Origin of the sequence: Propionimicrobium sp. PCR01-08-3 (assembly GCF_030286045.1) — a bacterium.
Lineage (GTDB): Bacteria > Actinomycetota > Actinomycetes > Propionibacteriales > Propionibacteriaceae > Brooklawnia.
This window is the reverse complement of the sequence record NZ_CP127390.1, coordinates 465,160-483,876: the sequence shown is the minus strand read 5'-3', so window position 1 is coordinate 483,876 and position 18,717 is coordinate 465,160. Positions and strand designations below refer to the sequence as shown.

Annotated in this window: 20 protein-coding genes; 8 read left to right on the top strand and 12 right to left on the bottom strand. The window is 62.9% G+C overall.

Going from position 1 to position 18,717, the window contains the following annotated elements; all coding sequences use genetic code 11:
- Positions 1-2: 2 nt before the first annotated feature.
- The 7 genes from rplQ to infA form a co-directional block, all read right to left on the bottom strand.
- Positions 3-569, bottom strand: coding sequence for a 50S ribosomal protein L17 (gene rplQ, locus QQ658_RS02345; protein ID WP_286026079.1), 567 nt, complete (start codon positions 567-569; stop codon positions 3-5).
- Between the two features lie 29 nt (positions 570-598).
- Entirely contained in the window at positions 599-1,624 is a 1,026-nt protein-coding gene (locus tag QQ658_RS02340; RefSeq protein ID WP_286026078.1) for a DNA-directed RNA polymerase subunit alpha, read from the bottom strand.
- A 146-nt stretch (positions 1,625-1,770) separates the two neighbouring features.
- The gene (gene rpsD, locus QQ658_RS02335) at positions 1,771-2,376 is read right to left on the bottom strand and encodes a 30S ribosomal protein S4 (RefSeq protein WP_286026077.1); all 606 of its coding nucleotides are present in this window, start codon (positions 2,374-2,376) and stop codon (positions 1,771-1,773) included.
- 32 nt (positions 2,377-2,408) lie between these two features.
- Positions 2,409-2,819 (bottom strand): 30S ribosomal protein S11, encoded by a 411-nt coding sequence (gene rpsK, locus QQ658_RS02330; protein WP_286026076.1) that lies wholly within the window; start codon positions 2,817-2,819, stop codon positions 2,409-2,411.
- 53 nt (positions 2,820-2,872) lie between these two features.
- Positions 2,873-3,247, bottom strand: coding sequence for a 30S ribosomal protein S13 (gene rpsM, locus QQ658_RS02325; RefSeq protein WP_286026075.1), 375 nt, complete (start codon positions 3,245-3,247; stop codon positions 2,873-2,875).
- A gap of 210 nt (positions 3,248-3,457) precedes the next feature.
- On the bottom strand, positions 3,458-3,571 hold the full coding sequence (rpmJ, locus tag QQ658_RS02320) for a 50S ribosomal protein L36 (protein ID WP_286026074.1): 114 nt from the start codon (positions 3,569-3,571) through the stop codon (positions 3,458-3,460).
- Positions 3,572-3,586: 15 nt separating this feature from the next.
- Complete coding sequence (gene infA, locus QQ658_RS02315; protein ID WP_286026073.1) at positions 3,587-3,808, bottom strand: translation initiation factor IF-1; 222 nt, start codon at positions 3,806-3,808, stop codon at positions 3,587-3,589.
- A gap of 640 nt (positions 3,809-4,448) precedes the next feature.
- On the opposite strand from infA, the gene QQ658_RS02310 reads away from it, so the two are divergent.
- The 6 genes from QQ658_RS02310 to QQ658_RS02285 all read left to right on the top strand — a co-directional run bounded on the left by QQ658_RS02310 (position 4,449) and on the right by QQ658_RS02285 (position 11,416).
- A complete protein-coding gene (locus QQ658_RS02310) occupies positions 4,449-5,360 on the top strand; it encodes a type IV toxin-antitoxin system AbiEi family antitoxin domain-containing protein (protein WP_286026072.1) in 912 nt (303 codons plus the stop codon).
- Positions 5,361-5,751: 391 nt separating this feature from the next.
- Positions 5,752-6,039, top strand: a complete 288-nt coding sequence (locus QQ658_RS02305; RefSeq protein WP_286026071.1) for a YciI family protein — start codon at positions 5,752-5,754, stop codon at positions 6,037-6,039.
- 319 nt (positions 6,040-6,358) lie between these two features.
- Complete coding sequence (locus tag QQ658_RS02300; RefSeq protein WP_286026070.1) at positions 6,359-7,675, top strand: purine-cytosine permease family protein; 1,317 nt, start codon at positions 6,359-6,361, stop codon at positions 7,673-7,675.
- On the top strand, positions 7,672-8,793 hold the full coding sequence (locus QQ658_RS02295; protein WP_286026069.1) for an S-methyl thiohydantoin desulfurase family protein: 1,122 nt from the start codon (positions 7,672-7,674) through the stop codon (positions 8,791-8,793). The genes QQ658_RS02300 and QQ658_RS02295 overlap by 4 nt, the downstream gene beginning before the upstream one ends.
- Positions 8,793-10,394 carry a hydantoinase/oxoprolinase family protein gene (locus tag QQ658_RS02290; RefSeq protein WP_286026068.1) on the top strand — a complete coding sequence of 534 codons (1,602 nt, stop codon included), beginning with the start codon at positions 8,793-8,795 and terminating at the stop codon, positions 10,392-10,394. Before QQ658_RS02295 ends, QQ658_RS02290 begins: the two co-directional genes overlap by 1 nt.
- Before the next feature lie 194 nt (positions 10,395-10,588).
- Complete coding sequence (locus QQ658_RS02285; RefSeq protein WP_286026067.1) at positions 10,589-11,416, top strand: nitrilase-related carbon-nitrogen hydrolase; 828 nt, start codon at positions 10,589-10,591, stop codon at positions 11,414-11,416.
- Between the two features lie 3 nt (positions 11,417-11,419).
- Here the strand turns inward: QQ658_RS02285 and QQ658_RS02280 are convergent, their stop codons facing one another.
- A complete protein-coding gene (locus QQ658_RS02280; RefSeq protein ID WP_286026066.1) occupies positions 11,420-12,358 on the bottom strand; it encodes a DUF1177 domain-containing protein in 939 nt (312 codons plus the stop codon).
- 102 nt (positions 12,359-12,460) lie between these two features.
- On the opposite strand from QQ658_RS02280, the gene QQ658_RS02275 reads away from it, so the two are divergent.
- Both QQ658_RS02275 and pepE read left to right on the top strand, forming a co-directional pair.
- Positions 12,461-13,267 (top strand): IclR family transcriptional regulator, encoded by an 807-nt coding sequence (locus QQ658_RS02275; RefSeq protein WP_286026065.1) that lies wholly within the window; start codon positions 12,461-12,463, stop codon positions 13,265-13,267.
- A 36-nt stretch (positions 13,268-13,303) separates the two neighbouring features.
- Complete coding sequence (pepE, locus tag QQ658_RS02270) at positions 13,304-14,023, top strand: dipeptidase PepE (protein ID WP_286026064.1); 720 nt, start codon at positions 13,304-13,306, stop codon at positions 14,021-14,023.
- 240 nt (positions 14,024-14,263) lie between these two features.
- On the opposite strand, the gene QQ658_RS02265 is transcribed toward pepE, so the two are convergent.
- The 4 genes from QQ658_RS02265 to QQ658_RS02250 all read right to left on the bottom strand — a co-directional run bounded on the left by QQ658_RS02265 (position 14,264) and on the right by QQ658_RS02250 (position 18,601).
- Positions 14,264-15,304 carry an S-methyl thiohydantoin desulfurase domain-containing protein gene (locus tag QQ658_RS02265; RefSeq protein ID WP_286026063.1) on the bottom strand — a complete coding sequence of 347 codons (1,041 nt, stop codon included), beginning with the start codon at positions 15,302-15,304 and terminating at the stop codon, positions 14,264-14,266.
- 129 nt (positions 15,305-15,433) lie between these two features.
- Positions 15,434-17,092: an OPT/YSL family transporter gene (locus QQ658_RS02260; RefSeq protein ID WP_286026062.1), complete on the bottom strand. Its 1,659-nt coding sequence runs from the start codon at positions 17,090-17,092 to the stop codon at positions 15,434-15,436.
- Positions 17,093-17,249: 157 nt separating this feature from the next.
- Entirely contained in the window at positions 17,250-17,900 is a 651-nt protein-coding gene (locus QQ658_RS02255; RefSeq protein WP_286026061.1) for an aspartate/glutamate racemase family protein, read from the bottom strand.
- Between the two features lie 2 nt (positions 17,901-17,902).
- Positions 17,903-18,601: an AroM family protein gene (locus QQ658_RS02250; RefSeq protein ID WP_286026060.1), complete on the bottom strand. Its 699-nt coding sequence runs from the start codon at positions 18,599-18,601 to the stop codon at positions 17,903-17,905.
- Between the last annotated feature and the right edge of the window lie 116 nt (positions 18,602-18,717).

Below are 18,717 nucleotides of genomic sequence, written 5' to 3'. Positions count from 1 at the left end.
GATCAGGCCTCTTCGGACTTCTCCTGAGCCTGCTCATCGGCCTCTTCGGCCTCGGTCGCGGCTTCTTCAGCCACTACCTCGGCTTCGATCTCCGCCTCGTCGGCAGCGGCTGCCACCTCTTCGACGTCGGCGGCCAGATCCTCGTCCGCTGCCTGGTCGATGGCGTCCTTGACGTCCGAGGCGGCCGGAGCAGCATTCTTCGAAGCGACCGGCGCGGTGGTGATCAGTTCGATGACCGCCATCGGGGCGTTGTCGCCCTTGCGCGGGCCGATCTTGGTGATCCGGGTGTATCCGCCGTCGCGGCCTTCCATCGCGGGGGCGATCTCTGCGAACAACGTGTGCAGTACGTCCGGGCTAGTGATTGTCTGGCGCACGATCCGGCGATTGTGCAGGTCACCGCGCTTGGCCTTGCTGATCAGGCGTTCGGCCAGCGGCTGCATCCGGCGGGCGCGGGTCTCGGTGGTGGTGATCCGGCCGTGCTCGAACAGCTGGCTGGCCAGGTTGGCCAGGATGATCCGCTCGTGGGCAGGGCTGCCGCCGAGGCGGGGGCCCTTGGTTGGCTTGGGCATTATTCGTTCTCCAGGTGATTAGTGAGGGATCAGTACTGCTCGGTCTCGATGAACTCGTCGTCCTCGTCGCCATCGGCATCGGAGAACTGGTCGGCTGCAGCCAGCGGATCGAAGCCGGGAGCGCTGTCCTTGAGCGACAGGCCGAGCTCGGCGAGCTTCTGCTTGACCTCGTCGATCGACTTCGAACCGAAGTTGCGGATGTCGAGCAGATCCTGTTCGCTGCGTCCGACCAACTCACCCACGGTGTGGATGCCCTCGCGCTTGAGGCAGTTGTAGGAGCGGACGGTGAGATTCAGGTCTTCGACCGGCAGCTGCAAATCTGCTGCCAGCTGCTCGTCCACCGGGCTGGGGCCGATATCGATACCCTCGGCCTCGACGTTCAACTCGCGAGCCAGGCCGAACAGCTCGACCAGGGTCTTGCCTGCGCTGGCCACCGCATCACGCGGCGTGATGGCGGGTTTGGTCTCGACATCAAGGATCAGCCGGTCGAAGTCGGTGCGGGTCTCGACGCGAGTGGCCTCGACCTTGTAGGTGACCTTGGTGACCGGCGAGTAGATCGAGTCGACCGCGATACGGCCGATCTCCGCCTCGGGATCATCGTTTTGAGCAGCCGAGACGTAGCCGCGGCCACGCTCGACGATGAGCTCCATCTCGATGGCGCCCTTCTCGTTCAGCTCGGCGATGTGCAGCTCCGGATTGAGCACCTCGACGCCCGCCGGTGCGGCGATATCGGCTGCAGTGACAGCCCCGGCGCCCGACTTACGCAGGTACATGGCGACCGGCTCGTCCTCTTCGCTGGTGAGCACCAACGACTTGAGGTTGAGGATGATCTCGGTGACGTCTTCCATCACTCCGGGAAGAGTGCTGAACTCGTGTTGGTTGCCCTCGATCTTGATGCTGGTGACCGCGGCGCCCGGAATGGACGACAGCAACGTGCGGCGCAGCGAGTTACCAAGGGTGTACCCGAAGCCCGGCTCCAGCGGTTCGATGACGAACCGTGAACGATTCTCGGCGACGACCTCTTCGACAAGGGTCGGGCGCTGTGCGATGAGCATAAGGTGTCCTTCCCGCACCGACCGCTATATGACGGTGCGATAGGTGGGACGCGGAACCTTTCCGCGTCCCGTTGGTTCTGGAAATCGCGGGAACCAGGCCGGCGGCAGGCACGCTTGCCCACAGCCCGGCCTGCTCCCGCAATCTCTTACTTCGAGTAGAGCTCGACGATGGCCTGCTCGTTGACGTCGATCGCGATCTGCTCGCGGGTGGGCAGCTGGTGCACCAGCGCGCGCATCCGGTTCGGCTTGACGGTCAGCCAGCCCGGAACCTCGCGTTCGCCCCAGGTCTCGCGGGCGATCACGAAGGGCGTCATGTTGATCGACTTCGGCGCGACGTCGACGATGTCCAGCGGGCTCACCCGGTAGCTGGGGATCGTCACTCGCTTGCCGTTGACCAGCAGGTGGCCATGGCTGACCATCTGGCGGGCCTGACGGCGAGTGGACGCGAATCCCGCGCGGTACACGACGTTGTCGAGGCGCGACTCCAGGATCTGGAGCAGCGTGGTGCCGGTCTTGCCCGGCAGCCGGTCGGCTTCGGCGTAGTAGCGGCGGAACTGCTTCTCCAGCACACCGTAGGCGTAGCGGGCCTTCTGCTTCTCCTTGAGCTGCAGCAGGTACTCGGAATCCTTGGTGCGTCCGCGTCCGTGCTGGCCCGGGGGGTAAGGGCGATGCTCGAATGCCTTGTCGTTGCCGACGAGGTCGGTCCCGAGACGACGGGACTTCTTGGTAATGGGTCCGGTATAACGGGCCATGGTTGTTAAGTCCTTTCTAAGGCTCGGGTTGACTAGACGCGACGGCGCTTGGGCGGGCGGCAGCCGTTGTGCGGCATCGGGGTGACATCAGAAATGGTGCCGACCTCGAGCCCGATACCACCGAGCGAACGAATCGCGGTCTCGCGTCCCGATCCAGGACCCTTGACGAAAACGTCAACACGCTTCATGCCGTGCTCCATCGCGCGACGCCCTGCGGCCTCGGCGGCCATCTGAGCGGCGAACGGGGTCGACTTGCGCGAACCCTTGAAGCCCACGGTGCCCGAACTGGCCCAGGCGATGACTGCGCCGGTGGCGTCCGTGATGGTGATGATGGTGTTGTTGAACGTGGATTTGATGTGGGCCTGTCCGGCAACCACATTCTTCTTTTCCTTGCGCCGCACCTTGGTCTTGGCAGCGGCACCTTTTCGGCCTGCAGTAGCCATAAGTAAGTTGTTCTCCTTGGCAGATGTCTAGTGGAGGGCTATCCCCGTGGGGCTTAGCGAGCCTTCTTCTTGCCCGCAACAGCCTTCTTCCTACCCTTGCGGGTACGGGCGTTGGTGCGAGTGCGCTGGCCGCGAACCGGGAGTCCGGCGCGGTGCCGACGGCCCTGGTAGGTGCCGATCTCGATCTTGCGGCGGATGTCCGCAGCGACCGAGCGCCGCAGGTCGCCTTCGACCTCGTAATTCGCATCCATGAAGTCACGCATCGCGACGAGCTGCTCGTCGGTCAGATCCTTCACGCGGATGTCTCCACTGATCTCAGTGGCTGCCAGGATCTCTGCGGCGCGGGTCTTGCCGATGCCGTAGATGTAGGTGAGTGCGACTTCCAGACGCTTCTCGCGCGGAAGGTCGACACCTTGGAGGCGTGCCATATGGCGGTTACCTTTCAAATTATTCGTCTCCCGGCTTGTTGGGCCGGTCGACACGAAGGTGTATGGCGTGAGGCGTTCCCGGATCGCCTGATCAGAAGTGAATACTTCGTCCGGGTCTCCGGCCTTCGTCCGGAGGTGGGCACTGAACTCGCGAAGAGTCAGCTTGCTCTCACGTTGCTGAGATATTCAGTTGTGGTCGTGCGCGTCGGATCAGCCTTGACGCTGCTTGTGCCGCGGGTTGGTGCAAATAACCCGGACGACACCACGGCGACGAATCACCTTGCAGTTGTCGCAGATCCTCTTGACGCTCGGCTGAACCTTCATTCGAGCTTCTCCTTGTTATTTGTGGCGGTAGACGATACGCCCGCGGGTCAGATCGTACGGAGACAACTCGACGACCACCCGGTCCTGCGGGAGGATTCGAATGTAGTGCTGACGCATCTTGCCGCTGATCGTGGCGAGCACCTTGTGACCGTTGTCCAACTCAACACGAAACATCGCGTTGGGCAGGGCCTCGACCACGGTGCCCTCGAGTTCGAGTGCTCCTTCTTTCTTCGCCATACTCCTGCTCTCTGCATGATTGGGACGCACGTCACCCGATTCAACACACTGAGGGCATGATGAATCCAATGACCGACGACCCATGCTACCCTTTGCGTCCCCGCTTGCCCAAATCGGTGCTGTGGGCGAAGTGCTCCATTCCGATAACGGGCATGAATGGCCTGTAGACGCATCGGCCGAGCGATCGAACGGCCGCATGTCTGAGAGGCTCGCCATACGAGCGCATCGCTCGCCGTCTGCTTCCAAGGCTCGCCGCCCTACACAGTGCTCGCCGGAAACAAGTCCGCTACCGTTGCAACGCGAGCGGACTTACTTTGGCTCAGCGCCGTGCACGAACGCGAGCACTAACGAACGATTGCGAGCGTTTACGAGTTCCGGCAAGCTTTTGAGATCGACGCCGTGTCGGGTGATCGTCCACATTGAGTGGCGGATGGCATGCCAGAGTTCGTTCCACGGGACCGACCGGCCGCAAGCCACTTGACAGATTTGCCCTTGCACGGCCCATTTCCCGTCTTACAGCATCGCTGTGTTGACATGCACACGCGCAGGACGATCACGCCAACCACACTCGCCATCGACAAGTTATCCACAGAACGCGCTTTTTTGAACGACCCGCGAATCAATTGACAATACTTTGGACGTGGAAACCAGCTTGATGACAACAGCCGAGTTGCAACTCGAAGGTTTGAATAGCTCCGACTTGAGACGAATGGTCGATTCGCGCGAACTGACCAGGATCAGACGTGGCGTGTACAGCGCTCCAGCAACACTGGATGAGCGCGCCTCGCACATCCGCCGAGCAAGAGCATCCGCGCCGTTACTGCTTCCGGGCACTGTATTCAGCCACATGACGGCAGCTGCCCTGCACGGGCTGCCCTTGTATTCAGACGAGTTAGCCAAAGTCAACGTCACGAAGTGCGGCCCAAGCCACGGCCGACGGACGAGCGAACTCTTCCTACGAAACGCGGGGATTGTTGAGGCCGAGATCACGATACTGGAGGGACTCCAAGCTACGAACCTCGCGCGCACCGCCGTCGATCTGGGCAGGACGCTTCCCCACGAGTGGGCCGTGATTATGCTGGATGCAGCGCTCCACAAGGGCATGGATCCCATCGAACTGGCAGAGGCGCTGAACGGCGCCTCAAGCAGACGAGGCATCAGCCAGGCGCGCGGCGCGGCACATTTTGCAGACGGGCGTTCGGAATCACCGGCGGAGTCTCTGAGTCGCGTCCAGCTCAGGCGCCTCGGCTATCCTGCGCCGCAGCTACAGTTCGAGATCTGGGATGACTCGGAGTTCATCGCACGAACAGACTTCGCATGGCCCGATCTAAGGCTGGTCGGTGAATGCGACGGTCGCATAAAGTATCAAGAAGGTTTGCTTCGGGGCCGTTCGCCGGCGAACGCGATCATGGCGGAGAAGCGGCGTGAAGAGCAGATCCGGCAATTGGGATACTGGATCGTCCGTTGGGGCTGGCGAGAAGCTTCCACCCCGTCGCTGCTGGACGACCTGATGCGCAAGGCATGGGCAATGGCGCCTGGGCCTGCGGCGTAGCTAGAACGCACCCTTAGCTCGCCTTAAGCCTCAAGAGCTCACCGCCGTGCACAACGCTCACCGAAAGCAAGCCCGCTACCGCTGCAACGCGAGCAGGCTCACTTTGGATCAGTACCGTGCACGAACGTGAGCTCCTATGAACTATGGCGAGCGATGCCGATGGAACGTGCGCATTCGCGGCGAGCCAGTCCGGCTCAGCATCGGTCGGGCTCAAACTGAAACCGCACCGAAGCGACCCTGAGTACGGCCATCTCTGACAGATGTGCTGGCTGTTCTCGCGAAACATGCGTCGTCCATAGTCGCGATCCCCCCGGGCACGTGGTCGGGCGGCTGTCTTGACGGTCACACCACGTCCGTGCATCTGAGCAGGTGGATACTTTAGGCTTCTCGCATGGCCTATTACGTTGTGCAGTATCTCTATGTCACCGACGCCGATCTGGTAGCGAAGACACGTCCCGATCACCGTGCGTACCTTCGCACCCTGGTCGATGCGGGGACGCTCAAGGCGTCAGGTCCTTATGTCGGCACCGAGCGGGACTCCGCGAATCTGATCTTCTGTGCCGGAAGCGCTGCGGAGGTCAAGCAGGCGATCGCCGCCGACCCGATGTCGGTCGAGGGTGCTCTGGAATCGTTCACCGTCACCGAGTGGAACCCGATCCTGGGAGTTTTCGCCTCCTGAGGCCTCGAGGAATTCCCCGGCTGCCGCGACTGCAATGCAGTCGGGGCCCGATGCGGGAAGTGCGTGAGAATCAGATACCAACGCGACGTATCACATATAGGGATCGGTGTCCGCGACGCTCGATCGCCATTACTGTCGTCCTAGTCACCATTCGGCTCACGCCACAGGGACTGCCCATGATGATGGTGACGCCTACTCAAGGTGTGCTGCGAATAGGACTTGATGACGAATCAGCGTAGGTTCTTCGGAGATTCCGTAGAGCTCTTCACAGCAACTGGACGGCCACAGAACGGCGCACCTCAACATCGAGGAGATCGTCATGGCCAATCACGGCGATGATTTCGCGCTGGCACGAGTGTCAGCAGACGCGAAGCGGCCGACCTGGGAGATTCTGGTCATCCGCATCGGATCGCTCGCCTGCGTATCCCAACTGATGCTCGGAGCCGCACTGGGCTACGGGATGACCTTCTGGGGCGCGCTCGGCGCGACCATGGTCGGCAGCGTCCTATTACAGGTCGTCAGCTGGGCGATCGGCACTGCCGCTGCCAAGGAGGGCATGTCAACCAGCCTGTTGTCTCGCTGGGCGGGCTTCGGTAAGACCGGTTCGTCGGTTATCGGCGGCATCATCGCCATCTCGTTGGTCGGCTGGTTCGGTGTCCAGAACTCGGTCTTTGCTGAGGGCATGTACGCGGTCACCGGGACTCTCAACGTACCGATCTGGGCAGGCCTCACAGGGGTGGCCATCACCGTGCTGGTGGTCTTCGGCATCAAGGCGATCAGTAAGGTCGCCACCGTCTTCGTGCCATTGTTCATACTCGCGGTGATCTACGCCGCTGTCGTCATGCTGACGGGTCACAGCATCGGTGACTACCTCAGCACTCCCCCTCCTGGGCCGGCACTAACCTTCGCAGCCGCCACCACCATGGTCGCCGGCGGGTTCATGATAGGCGCGGTGACCACTCCGGATACCGCCCGCTACCTGCGGGGCGGCAAACAGGTCTTCTGGATGACTCTGATCGGCACATTCGTCGGCGAGTTGGGCATGAATCTGATCGCGGTCCTGCTGGCCCACGCCACCGGAACCGACAGCATCGTCGACATCATGATGACGCTCACGGGCTGGATCGGCGCATCCATCGTGATCTTCTCGACGGTCAAACTGAACGACGTCAATCTGTATTCGTCCAGTCTGGGGCTGGCGACCATGATCAACGCGCTGTTCAACGCCCGGATCGGGCGCACGACCCTCACCTGGGTGCTGGGGCTGGGCGGAACCGCCTTGTCGATGATCGGCATCATCAACTACTTCACCACCTTCTTGACCGTCCTCGGTGTGGCAATTCCGCCCATCGCGGGCATCATCGTGGTCGACTACTACGTGCTCAAGCGTGACCGGGCGGCGCTCGATGAGTCTCGAGCCAGCGGGGAACTGCCGACCAGCGTTGACACCTGGAACCCGGTGGCGATCGGGGTGTGGATTGCCGCCTTCCTTATCGGGCAGTTCGTCGGATTGGGCATTCCGGCCATCAATTCGTTGGTCAGCGCCGGCGTGCTCTATTGGGTGGCGATGCAGGTCGTGGCGAAGACCCGCAAATCCGGCGAGGCGACATTCGCCCGTACAGAAATGGTGGCGTGAGCGTGCGGCTACTCGGTGCACAAGAGATCGAAGATATCGCCACGGGTGCGGCACTGCTGGGCACCGGCGGCGGCGGCGACCCGTTCGTCGGCAAACTGATGGCACTTCAGGCGGTGGCAGAACACGGCCCAGCCAAACTCATCGACGCCTCCGACGTGCCAGATGACGCCCTCGTCGTGCCCACGGCGATGATGGGTGCCCCGACCGTGATCATCGAGAAGATCCCTTCCGGCAAGGAGATCCTGCACTCCTTCGATCAGCTTCAGCGCTATCTCGGCAAGCCGGTGTTCGCGACCATGCCGATCGAAGCCGGCGGTGTCAACTCCATGCTCCCGATCGCACTCGCCGCAACCTTGGGCCTGCCGATCGTGGACGCGGACGGCATGGGCAGGGCGTTCCCCGAGCTGCAGCAGGTCACATTCCATCTGCACGGCACATCGGCCACACCGATGCTGCTCAGCGATGAGAAGGGCAACACCTTGCTGTTGACCACCATCGACAACGTCTGGACAGAGCGGCTGGCCCGCGCCGCCACGGTACAGATGGGTGGTTCGGTGATGGACGCGATCTACCCGATGACCGGTGCCGAACTCCACCGCGGCGGTATCTATGGCACCATCACCCTCACCGAGAAGATCGGTCGCGTGTTGCGATGTTCGAAGCACGATGGTTCCGATCCGATCGCAGCCGTGCTCGACGTAACCGGCGGCGTCGAGCTGTTCCGTGGCAAGGTTGCCGATATCGTCCGGCGTACCGACGGAGGATTCGTGCGCGGTATGGCAGCGATCACCGGCTCCGACGACTATCACGGTCAGCGGATGCGGCTCGAATTCCAGAACGAGAACCTGATTGCCCGCACCGACGACGCAGTGCTGGCCACCACTCCTGATTTGATCGTCAGCCTGGATGTCGAGACGGGCCACCCGATCACCACCGAGGGCTTGCGTTACGGTGCGCGCGTCATCGTGATCGGTATCAGGGCGAACGACCAGTGGCGCACCCAGAAAGGAATCGAGACCGTCGGACCCCGATACTTCGGATACGACGTCGACTACATCCCGCTGGAGGATCGCGTCCGCGCCGTGGCCGATCGCGCTGCGAAAGCCAAGGAGTTGTGATGTATCGCATTGGTATCGATGTCGGCGGCACCAACACCGACGCCGCCATCTTGGATGAAGAGTTGCGGCCGCTCGCGACCACGAAGGCGCCGACGACTCGTCCGGTGGATGCGGGGATCGGACGCGCGATCTCCGAGGTCTTGGCGTCGTCGAAGATCGATCCTGCCGAGATCGGCTACGCGATGCTCGGCACCACACAGGCCACCAATGCCGTGGTGGAGCGCAAGCATCTCAACTCGGTGGTCGTCATCCGTATCGGGCTTCCCGCGACCGCGGCGATTCCGCCTCTCACGGGCTGGCCGGAGGACCTGCGTGAGGCAATCGGGCAGCAGCGCTACCTCGTGCGCGGCGGCACCGAATATGACGGACGCGAAATCACCGCACTGGATGAGCACCGTATCCGCCAGATCGCCCGCGAGGTGGCCGGACGCGTGACCTCGGCGGCGATCACCTCGGTCTTCTCACCGGTCAGCGCCGAGCACGAAGAACGTGCCGCCGCGATTGTGCGCGATGAACTGGGCACCGGCTTCCCGGTCTCGCTTTCCAACGAGATCGGCAGCATCGGGCTTCTGGAACGCGAGAACGCGACGGTGCTGAACGCGGCCTTGGTCGATGTGGCGAGAGCGACGGTCGACGGGTTCGTGGCATCGCTGGCGTCCCAGGGCATTCATGCCAAGGTCTATCTCGGCCAGAATGACGGCACCCTGATGAGCGTCGAATACGCACAGCGCTATCCGATTCTGACGATTGCCTGTGGCCCGACGAACTCCATCCGCGGCGCCAGCTTCCTCGCTCGCGAGCACGACGCGATCGTCGTCGACGTCGGCGGCACCACGACCGACGTCGGAGTGCTGGTCAAGGGCTTCCCACGGGAGTCGTCGCTGGCCGCCGAGATCGGCGGAGTCCGGACGAACTTCCGGATGCCCGACCTGGTTTCGATCGGGCTGGGCGGCGGTTCGATCGTGCGGCGCCGCGCAGATGGCAGCGTCAGCATCGGGCCCGATTCGGTGGGCTACGAGATCACCGAGAAGGCTCTCGTGTTCGGCGGCGACGTGCTGACTGCCACCGATATCGCGGTGGCGTCGGGTCATGCCGATCTTGGTGACGCTTCGCGAGTGAAGGACCTCGGGCGGGACCTGGTTTCTGGCGCCTGGAAGGAGATTCAGCGACTTGCCGCCGACGCCATCGACAAGGTGAAAACCAGTGCCGCCGACCGTCCGGTGATGGCCGTCGGCGGTGGCTCGATCATCATTCCCGATGACATTCCCGGAGCGTCGGTGGTGATCAAACCCGAGCATTTCGAGGTGGCCAATGCCATCGGGGCTGCCATCGCCCAGGTCAGTGGGCAGGTCGAACGCATCTTCACCTTGGACGAGATGACCAGGGCGGAGGCCATGGACATCGCCAAGAAGCAGGCCACGGACGCCGCGATCGATGCCGGTGCCGAACCTGCGTCGGTGGAGATCGTCGATCTGGAGGATGTGCCGCTGGCCTATCTGCCGGGCAACGCAACCAGGGTCCGGGCGAAGGCCGCCGGGCGCCTGCAGTTGACGCCGACGGCGCCAGAAGTGGTGCGCGATCGCTCGAATCCCGATCGCTGATGCCAGGATCTGATCGCAGGCGGGTAGGTCGGCGAGCGACCGTCCCGGGAGCGGCCCGGCGGCTGATTGGCCAGGTTCGCAGCCACGCAAGCGCCCTCCATCGTCATCGGGTGTGCGGGTGGTCGCAGCTGCGCACAGCCGAAGCGGTACATCGGTTATGACACTGACCATCGGTTTACGAGGAAGGATCAATCATGACGCGCCAAGTGACCATCGCCCTCGCCCAGCATGACTGCGTGCTCGGTGACAAGGACGCGAACCTGGCCAAAATTGAGCGCTATCTTCGCCAAGCCGCTGACCTGAGCGCAGATCTGGTTGTTTTTCCTGAGCTCGGCACCACCGGCTACAGGCAGGATCTGCTCGGTGACAAGCTCCATTCGCTGGCTGAGTCGGCGGAGGGGCCAGCGTCCCAACGCATCGGCAAACTGGCTGCCGAGCTGGGCTTGTGGGTGGTGCTGCCGCTTATTGAGGCGAGCTCAGTTGCGGGTGTGGCCTATAACTCTGTTGTCTTGATCGACCGAAATGGCGAGGTCGTCGGCTCATATCGCAAGAACCACGCATATTCCACTGAAGGACGCTACTTCGCTCCCGGGCGCGAGATGCCCGTGTTCAACACCGACTTCGGACGCCTGGGCATCATGATCTGCTACGACATGGGCTTGCCGGAGACCGCCCGGGTTCTCACCTTGCAAGGGGCCGAGCTCATCGTCGTGCCCAGCGCCTGGTGCCAGGAGGACGAGGACATCTGGGATATCAACATCGCCTGCCGCGCTCTTGAGAATCGCTGCTTCTTGGCGGCCGTCAACAGGGTCGGCACCGAGGGTGAGACTCTGACCATGCATGGCAAGTCGAAGATCGCCGGGCCCCGCGGCCAGACCCTCGCCGAGGGCGCACGGTTTGCCGAAGACCTGGTCGTGGGCACTGTCGATCTGGACGACGTAGTGCCCGCCCGCGACGAAATCCCTTACCTGCGATCCCGACGTCCATGGAGCTATGGCCCACTCACCGATCTGCGCCTTTGAGACTCACTCGTCCCCGACCGTCTGCAGCTTCTTGGCCGAGCCGTAGCGTGAGACCATCTGGTCGAACTCGCGGGCGTCCACGAAACTCGCGGTGCCGGCACCGAACTCCTTGGCGACCTCGACCGCGAACTTCGCCGCATCAGCTACGTCCGTCTCATGGGTAGCACCTGTAGCACATCCTGCAACGGCGGTCTCGGTGACCAAGGCAACGCCGACCACCGGGGCGTCGGTCGCGGTGGCGGGCTGCAGGATCGAGTTCAGATGGTAGAGCCCATTTTCATAGGGAGTGATGTCTTGGGTGGAGAGGGCGAAGATCACGGCGGCTTCGCCGGTTACCGTCTCCACGATGCGTACCAGATCGTCCGAGATCTTCATGATGTAGCCCTGCTGCACCGTTGGCGAGATCGCGATGCCGCGGTGATTGATCACCCGGTTGCCCTTGGTGGTGTCGATCGACACGATGGCGTCCGCCGCGTCGTCGACCTCGGCCTCATTCATCTGGCTCATCTCGACCGGAGAGTCCATGAACGGGACGGGCTCGTGCGGACGAGTGGGAGCGTCGGGACAGACATGGGTGCTGCAGATCACGTCGCCGGGCAACACATCGTCCTGCGCATGCATCTTGAGTAACTTTGCAGCGGCCGACAAGGCCGCGAGCGCTCCATCACCGTCGGAAACGAAGCCGATGCGCTCGGGGCGAGCACCCAGCCCACCGAGACGCCCGACCACCTGCAAGGTCGGAGCCGTGCCGCCGGACGACTTGCCCTGGCTACCAGGAATAAAAATCCGCACCACACCGGTGCTGCCGCGGGGACCGACCAGTTCGCTAGTCGAGATCTCGGCGTCGTGAGCCCCGAGTCCGGACAAGTAGTCGACGACCGCCTGGCCGTTTGCTGTAGGCGAATCGAGAATCTCCAGCAGTTGAAGCACCTGATACAGCACAATTCACTCCTCATCGCTATGACTATCCGAACCCAGGCCAGTATCTCAGACATTGGGAAGTTGGCTCAGACTATCCAAAAGACGAGGCGATAAGCTGTTGCTGTGAAGGCCGAACCGGGGCCCGCCCCAACCACCCAGCCCAGTCGCACGTCGCCGTTGCAAACGGTCGATCGGGCGCTCCAGATTCTGGCCAGTTTCACCCCGTCGCAACACGACTGGGGAGTCTCCGAGTTGGCGGCCCGCTTTGGCTGGGACAAGTCGACGGCGCAGCGGCTGCTCGCCAGCCTCGCGGCCCGAGGCTTTCTCATCAGCGACCCGGTGACCCGCCGCTACAGTCTCGGTCCGCAGGTCTGGCGGCTCGCCCAGGATTGGGAGCGCTCGGGTGGCCTGGCCGAATTCGCAATTCCCACCATGACCGAGCTCGCGCAGGCGTCGGGACGAGACATCGTCTTCGCGATTCCTGATGGCGCTTACGTGCGCTGCATCGCCGAGGTCAGCGGTCGCTTGGGCTCGGTGCGCATCACCCCGTTGGTCGGCGAGCTCTATCCTGCGCACGCCGGCGCGACGTCTCGCGCCTACTTCGCCTTCCTCGACCGCTCGTTGCGCAGGCAGATGCTGGCCGGGCGTCCGAAGGCTCGCTATGGCGATCTAACCGTCACCGACGAGGAAGAGCTGGAACAGCTGTTCGCCGCCACTGTCGAGGATGGTTTCGCCTATTCGAATGGCGAGTATGATCCCGCCACCCGGGCGCTTGCCGTACCGGTGCGAGTCGGTACCAGCATCATCGGCTCGCTCAGTCTCGGCGAGCGCAAGACCGAGCAGCCGGACGATCTGCACGGCCACCTGCCGGCCCTTCTCGCCGCCGCCGACAAGCTCGGCGAGCGTCTTGCAGGGCGTCGGTTTCTGTGATGGCAGCATTCAACATTTGACCTGAAAGGGACACTCATGGAACTCCTTCTGCTGTCGAATTCGACCCAATTCGGTCATCCGATGCTCTCGCATGCGGCCGAAGAGATCACCGCGCATTTCCCGTCGAAAAAGGTCATCTTCGTGCCGTTCGCGATGGCCGATCTCGATGGTTACACCGCCGCTGTTTCCAGGGCTCTGGAGCCGATGGAAATCGAGATCACCGGCATTCACACCGTCGATGATCCCGGCACCGCCATTCGCGATGCCGGAGCCGTCTACGTGGGTGGGGGCAACTCGTTCCGGCTGCTGAAGTCGTTGCAGGAGCGGGGCTTGCTCGAGACCATCTCCGGGGCGGTTGCCGACGGCGCGCACTATATGGGCGCATCCGCCGGATCGAACGTTGCCTGCCCAACGATCCGCACCAGCAACGACATGCCTATCGTCCAGCCCGCCGGATTCGATGCACTCGACCTGATCCCGTTCCAGATCAACCCGCATTTCGTCTCGGCCGACCCCGCCAGCACCCACATGGGCGAGACCCGCGAGAAGCGCATCGCCGAATTCCACGAATGCAACGACGTGACGGTTTTGGGCCTGCGCGAAGGGGCCTGGCTCAAGGTCAGCGGGCAGCAGGCCACGCTTGGTGGGACGACCGGTGCCGTGCTGCTCGACCGGGGTAAGGATCCGATCCTGCTGACCACCGGCGCGAATCTGTCCGAACTGCTCTCTCGGACGCCGCATTTCGATATCGCCTGAAGGCGCCGGGAGAAAGCTCGCCTCAGCGATCCTGGGCAAGGCGCGTGTACCGAGTCACCCGAGGACCTGGTTGCTCTCGCTCGCCCGACCGAAAGGGCAGGATCGCTTCCTGCAGCCACACCCCTTGGGCACGGCGCCATCAGACTTAGGCGTCACGCGACTCGCAAGGCAGTCGGCTAACAACGAATGGGGTCCTCGTCCGGTTACCCGGGCGAAGACCCCGTTCGTTTGAGGAAGAAACTACACCTTCTCCCCCATCAATGCCTCCACAGAGACCAACAGCTCGGGCATGTCCATCGTCACGCTCAACTTGAGTGCCTCACGCGGCGCGACCACGACATCGACCGGCATGCCATCGACCAGATCGGCGGAGGTCACCGGCATCCCCGTCTCAGACGAAACAGTGGTCGTCAGGTCGGGGAATCGCGCAATTCGCTGGCCGGCCCGATCCGCGGCCATGTATTCGTTGGCGATCAACAGCCGCACATCGCCCACGCTGACCTCGCCGATATCGAAGCCACCGCGCTGCTCCAACCGGAGCCCTTTGACCGGTCCGCTTGCCACGATCTGGCCACCCAATACCTTGCACACTCCCGCGGCACCCGCCGCCAGCACCGCCGCACCGACCTCAAGGGCCTGGGAGATCGCCCCGGGGGCGCCGTCGCGAACCAGCCGCGAAACCGGAACGGGGTTGCGGGCCACCCCGACCAGACCGCCCGCCTCAACCGAGGCAGTACGGATCATCGACGAGACGTGCGCCAGTTTGCCACGGAGCAGACCTTCGAGTTCATATGCTCCGGTACCTCCGGCGAACCCGGCCCAGGCCAGATAATCCGGGTCCCGGTGCAGGCCCAAGGACCCCATCAGCGCGGTCGGGTGAGCGCGTCCGTTACAGGCGGCGTCAATCACCGGCAGTCCGGTGACGGCGGCCTGCACCCAGCCGTTGACGGTGCCCATGGCGCCGTTCTCGTTGGTCACCACCGCCGCGAGCGGCTGATAGCCGGTTGCTTTCGCCAGCCCCTCGCGTAGCAGATTCAGTGCCCGCACGTGCTGCACCGGAACCAGGTACTGGTCGGGAGCGGCCGGGGCTCCGACCCCGGCCATCACCGCCACCGTGGAATCCGGATCGAGCTCCGCGGGATCGGCTAGTGTCACCGGTCCATAGGTCAGCGCCAGCCTGGCATTGGCAAGCGAATCGGTCACCCGGCCACCGCCTCCGCCGCCCAGCACGACTCCACCGTAAACAGCGGGCTCGACGTCGTCCATGGTCAATGTGCGCATGATGTGCCGCACCACACCTTTCTTGTTAAGTTCCGCGTGAGAACCAGGACAAGGACCCGGCAGAGAATTTCCGCTGCGTTATGCGTCGATTCCCTGCCGAGCCCTGAATCCCGATCATCGCGGCAATATCTACTTGACCGAAGCCTTCACGATATTCGACCCGAATCCCCACAAGGCGTCTCCCGCGATGAATCCGGCAGCGGCAATCGTCATTTCACTCTCGGCCTGTTCACCACGGATTTTGCCATAAACGAAACGCAGTAGCAGCCCCGCGAGCACCGTCCAGCCGGCGAGTGAATTCGACAGCAACAAGCCGGTGGCCAGCATGATGCCGATCTGCCGATTTGCCCCGCCGATCGCCTGGATGATGGCACCCGGCACCGCCCAGATGAGCAGTTGCTTCCAGATGCTGGCATCCGACAACCCCGCCTCGATCGTGGACTGGTAAACCCTGACCACCGGCGGAAACAGATCCTGATTGAAATACGAGTGATAGGTCAGCGCGACAACCGCCAGCGCGACACCCATTCCGATCAAACCGGCGATGAACTGCTGCTTGCGTCCGGCCAACTCGAATGCCGCGCTTTCTCCCTTTCGCAGCAACCAGCCGGCCTTGAAGTCGTAACCGGCGTCGGCGAATGCCGGGCCACCGGCCGCGACGAACCCCACGAGTAGGCCGACTGCGAGCGGTGGGAATCCGGCGAGCATGCCGATGGTCAGGAAGATCAGTGAGGTCGCGAATGCCGGGAACCAACCGGAGTGCATGGCAGACAGGCCGACGATGAACTCGGCCATCAGGCAGGAGATAGAAGCGAACAACACCCAGGCGACCAACTGGCCGCCGGACATGTCGGTGACGATTCCGCTGATCAGGGCGAGCGCCAGGGCCGCCACGATGTAGAGGATGATCCCCCGGGTCAATGCCTTGGAGACGAAACTCGAGTCACGGGTGTAATGCTCCTCACCGATGAAGCCCTCGCCGTAGTCGGCGTCCGCTGTGTCAGTCGCCTTCTCGGCAGCCAACTCCGCCTGAGCGACCTCGGTGGTCAGGTCACCGGCCTGGACGACGGTTTCGGCGAGTTGTTCCTCTTCGGTCGTGGCACCTGGCTTTTGCTTGCGGGCCCTAACCACGATCACGACGGCCTGGATCAGCGCGACCACGCCGGCTCCGATCATCATGCCGTGCGGAATATAGCGATCACCGAGCTTGAATCCGAACAAGTTGGTCGAATAGCCACCGATCAGCTGACCGACACCAAATGAGCCCAAGGCCACCATGTTGCCGATGAAGGCTACGCCGAATGCCGACATTGGGATACCGATGGCGGAACCACCGATACCGACCAGGGTTCCGGCGCCCAACAGCATGGCCCGTCGTCCGCCTTTGTCGCCGGCCTTGATGGCCTCGGCGGCCGCGAACCCTGGCGGCCACGGGTTGGAGGCCGGGAAGACCTTGGAATCGAACATCCAATACAGCATGAAGAAGTCGATCAGCATGGCCGCGGCCGCCCCGATGAGCATCGGGAAGACCAGCTCGGGGCGTCCGAGAATGAACGGAATACCGATTGGCAAGAGCAGCGAATTCGCCGCCGCGAACGTCGAGGTCGAAATATTCGACTGGATCAGGTTTTGCGCATGCACATTACGGAGCTTGTGCAATCCCTGAATCGGAATGCGGCTGATCGCAATGGCGACAAGCACACCGATAATAGCCGTATTCGGGGTAACACCCAACGACGTAATGATCTGAATACCGATGATGGCGCCAAAGGCAGAGGCAAAGATCATCAGTATCAAGTTAAGTGGAGCCAATGCCCGGGGATGATTTGCGTCCCTGGGCATTGGCGGCGACTTTTTAGCCATAGCTACTCCTTCTTGAGGATTGCGGGTTGAGCTGTGGTGAGAAATGTTTCTGGATGGCCTATTCGACGGCCTGAGCCGCAACTCAGGCGCGGGAGAAGACCTCGAGATGCTGCAGAACCGAGCCACCGGCCAGCACGGCGTCGATAACGGGTAGACCGATCCGCTCCGCCACCTCAGGGCGGAGCCCGATCGTGGTCAGTCCTGTGCAAGCGAACAGGATAGCGGACGCGCCACGCATCTTGAGCTGTTCGGCACCCCGCAATGCGGATGCACGACCCGACGGAGCCATCAGGTCGGTGGTGTTGTGGACGCCATCGGGCACCAGATCGGCCACCAGCCGGGAGCCGAGCATGGCTCGCACCACCGCTGGAACCTCTTCAGTAATGCCAAGCACGCCGACCTTGTCCGCGGACGCCAGCGCGACCGCGGCGCCGGCGCTGCCAGCACCGACCACCGGAATATCGAGAAACTCCCTGAGTTCGGGAACCCCGGGATCAGCGGCGCAGCTGACAAAGACGGAAGTAACACCGGGCAGAGCGGCCATTTCGCGTCCGAGATCGACGATCTTCGGGACGGCAAGCGCGAAGGTTTCGTCCGAATGGATGCCGTTCGGCTGGCCGGGGATGCACCGGGTGACGTAATCGACTCCGAAGGTCGAGCGGAGGATCTCCCCGTGGGTGTCGAGGAACGCTTGATCATTACGAGTCAGCACACGAATGATGGCAACACCCATACCTACGCTCCTTCCCTCTCGCCCTGGGCAGCTGCGGCGGAGACTGCGAGCGCGGCCATCCGGGCCACCCCTTCGCGGGCCAGGATCACCGGCACCCCGCTCGCACGGGCCGCGTTGTCCCGGTGTCGCGCGGTGTAGCCCATGCAGTCCAAGACGATGTAGCCGGCGCCTGCCTGGGCAAGTTCGCGGCAGGCCTGCGCGATCTCGTCCTCGGCATCAGCTGAGTAGGGGCTCGCGGCGGCCGTCGCCACCACATGGGCCAACGAGAATTTACTCTTGGACGACTCGCGCTGCTCCTCCAACGGCGAGAGCACGCCCACCTGATCTGCCCCGGTCACACCGGCTACCGCGTGGGTGAGCAGATGGTCGGCGGTATAAAGCGGACGCCGGTGGTCGAAGGCCGGGAACTCCCCCGTGCATACGATCAGAATCGCATCGGCACCGTCGGCCTCAGCGGAGGCGATGCACCGGGTCATCAAAGGCAGTAGGTGTTCACGCCCGATCACCACGCTCGAACCGTCGCGCAGCTTGGTTGTGAGGAACTCGTCGTCCGGGTTCGGCGCCATCGCGGCAACCTGCTCGGCTGTCCGATCGTCCAGCGCACCGTATTCGAGGGTATCGATGGCGGGCAGCCACTGCTGCATCTCAGGAACCATGTCCACGCGCGGAGCCTGACCGATCGTGATGAATCCCAGCCGCATGCGAGCCTCCTCAGGTCGACGAAACAAACCGTTGAACGGATAACTATCAGACCAGAGCGTACGCGGATCCCATAGAGTGATCTGCTATCTCACATAATGATGGACATCATTTACCA

Excerpts from the sequence above, each read along its gene's own strand:
- rplQ (WP_286026079.1), bottom strand. The coding sequence starts at position 569 with ATGCCCAAGCCAACCAAGGGCCCCCGCCTCGGCGGCAGCCCTGCCCAC.
- QQ658_RS02340 (WP_286026078.1), bottom strand. The coding sequence starts at position 1,624 with ATGCTCATCGCACAGCGCCCGACCCTTGTCGAAGAGGTCGTCGCCGAG.
- rpsD (WP_286026077.1), bottom strand. The coding sequence starts at position 2,376 with ATGGCCCGTTATACCGGACCCATTACCAAGAAGTCCCGTCGTCTCGGG.
- rpsK (WP_286026076.1), bottom strand. The coding sequence starts at position 2,819 with ATGGCTACTGCAGGCCGAAAAGGTGCCGCTGCCAAGACCAAGGTGCGG.
- rpsM (WP_286026075.1), bottom strand. The coding sequence starts at position 3,247 with ATGGCACGCCTCCAAGGTGTCGACCTTCCGCGCGAGAAGCGTCTGGAA.
- rpmJ (WP_286026074.1), bottom strand. The coding sequence starts at position 3,571 with ATGAAGGTTCAGCCGAGCGTCAAGAGGATCTGCGACAACTGCAAGGTG.
- infA (WP_286026073.1), bottom strand. The coding sequence starts at position 3,808 with ATGGCGAAGAAAGAAGGAGCACTCGAACTCGAGGGCACCGTGGTCGAG.
- QQ658_RS02305 (WP_286026071.1), top strand. The coding sequence starts at position 5,752 with ATGGCCTATTACGTTGTGCAGTATCTCTATGTCACCGACGCCGATCTG.
- QQ658_RS02300 (WP_286026070.1), top strand. The coding sequence starts at position 6,359 with ATGGCCAATCACGGCGATGATTTCGCGCTGGCACGAGTGTCAGCAGAC.
- QQ658_RS02290 (WP_286026068.1), top strand. The coding sequence starts at position 8,793 with ATGTATCGCATTGGTATCGATGTCGGCGGCACCAACACCGACGCCGCC.
- QQ658_RS02285 (WP_286026067.1), top strand. The coding sequence starts at position 10,589 with ATGACGCGCCAAGTGACCATCGCCCTCGCCCAGCATGACTGCGTGCTC.
- pepE (WP_286026064.1), top strand. The coding sequence starts at position 13,304 with ATGGAACTCCTTCTGCTGTCGAATTCGACCCAATTCGGTCATCCGATG.
- QQ658_RS02265 (WP_286026063.1), bottom strand. The coding sequence starts at position 15,304 with ATGCGCACATTGACCATGGACGACGTCGAGCCCGCTGTTTACGGTGGA.
- QQ658_RS02260 (WP_286026062.1), bottom strand. The coding sequence starts at position 17,092 with ATGATCTTTGCCTCTGCCTTTGGCGCCATCATCGGTATTCAGATCATT.
- QQ658_RS02255 (WP_286026061.1), bottom strand. The coding sequence starts at position 17,900 with ATGGGTGTTGCCATCATTCGTGTGCTGACTCGTAATGATCAAGCGTTC.
- QQ658_RS02250 (WP_286026060.1), bottom strand. The coding sequence starts at position 18,601 with ATGCGGCTGGGATTCATCACGATCGGTCAGGCTCCGCGCGTGGACATG.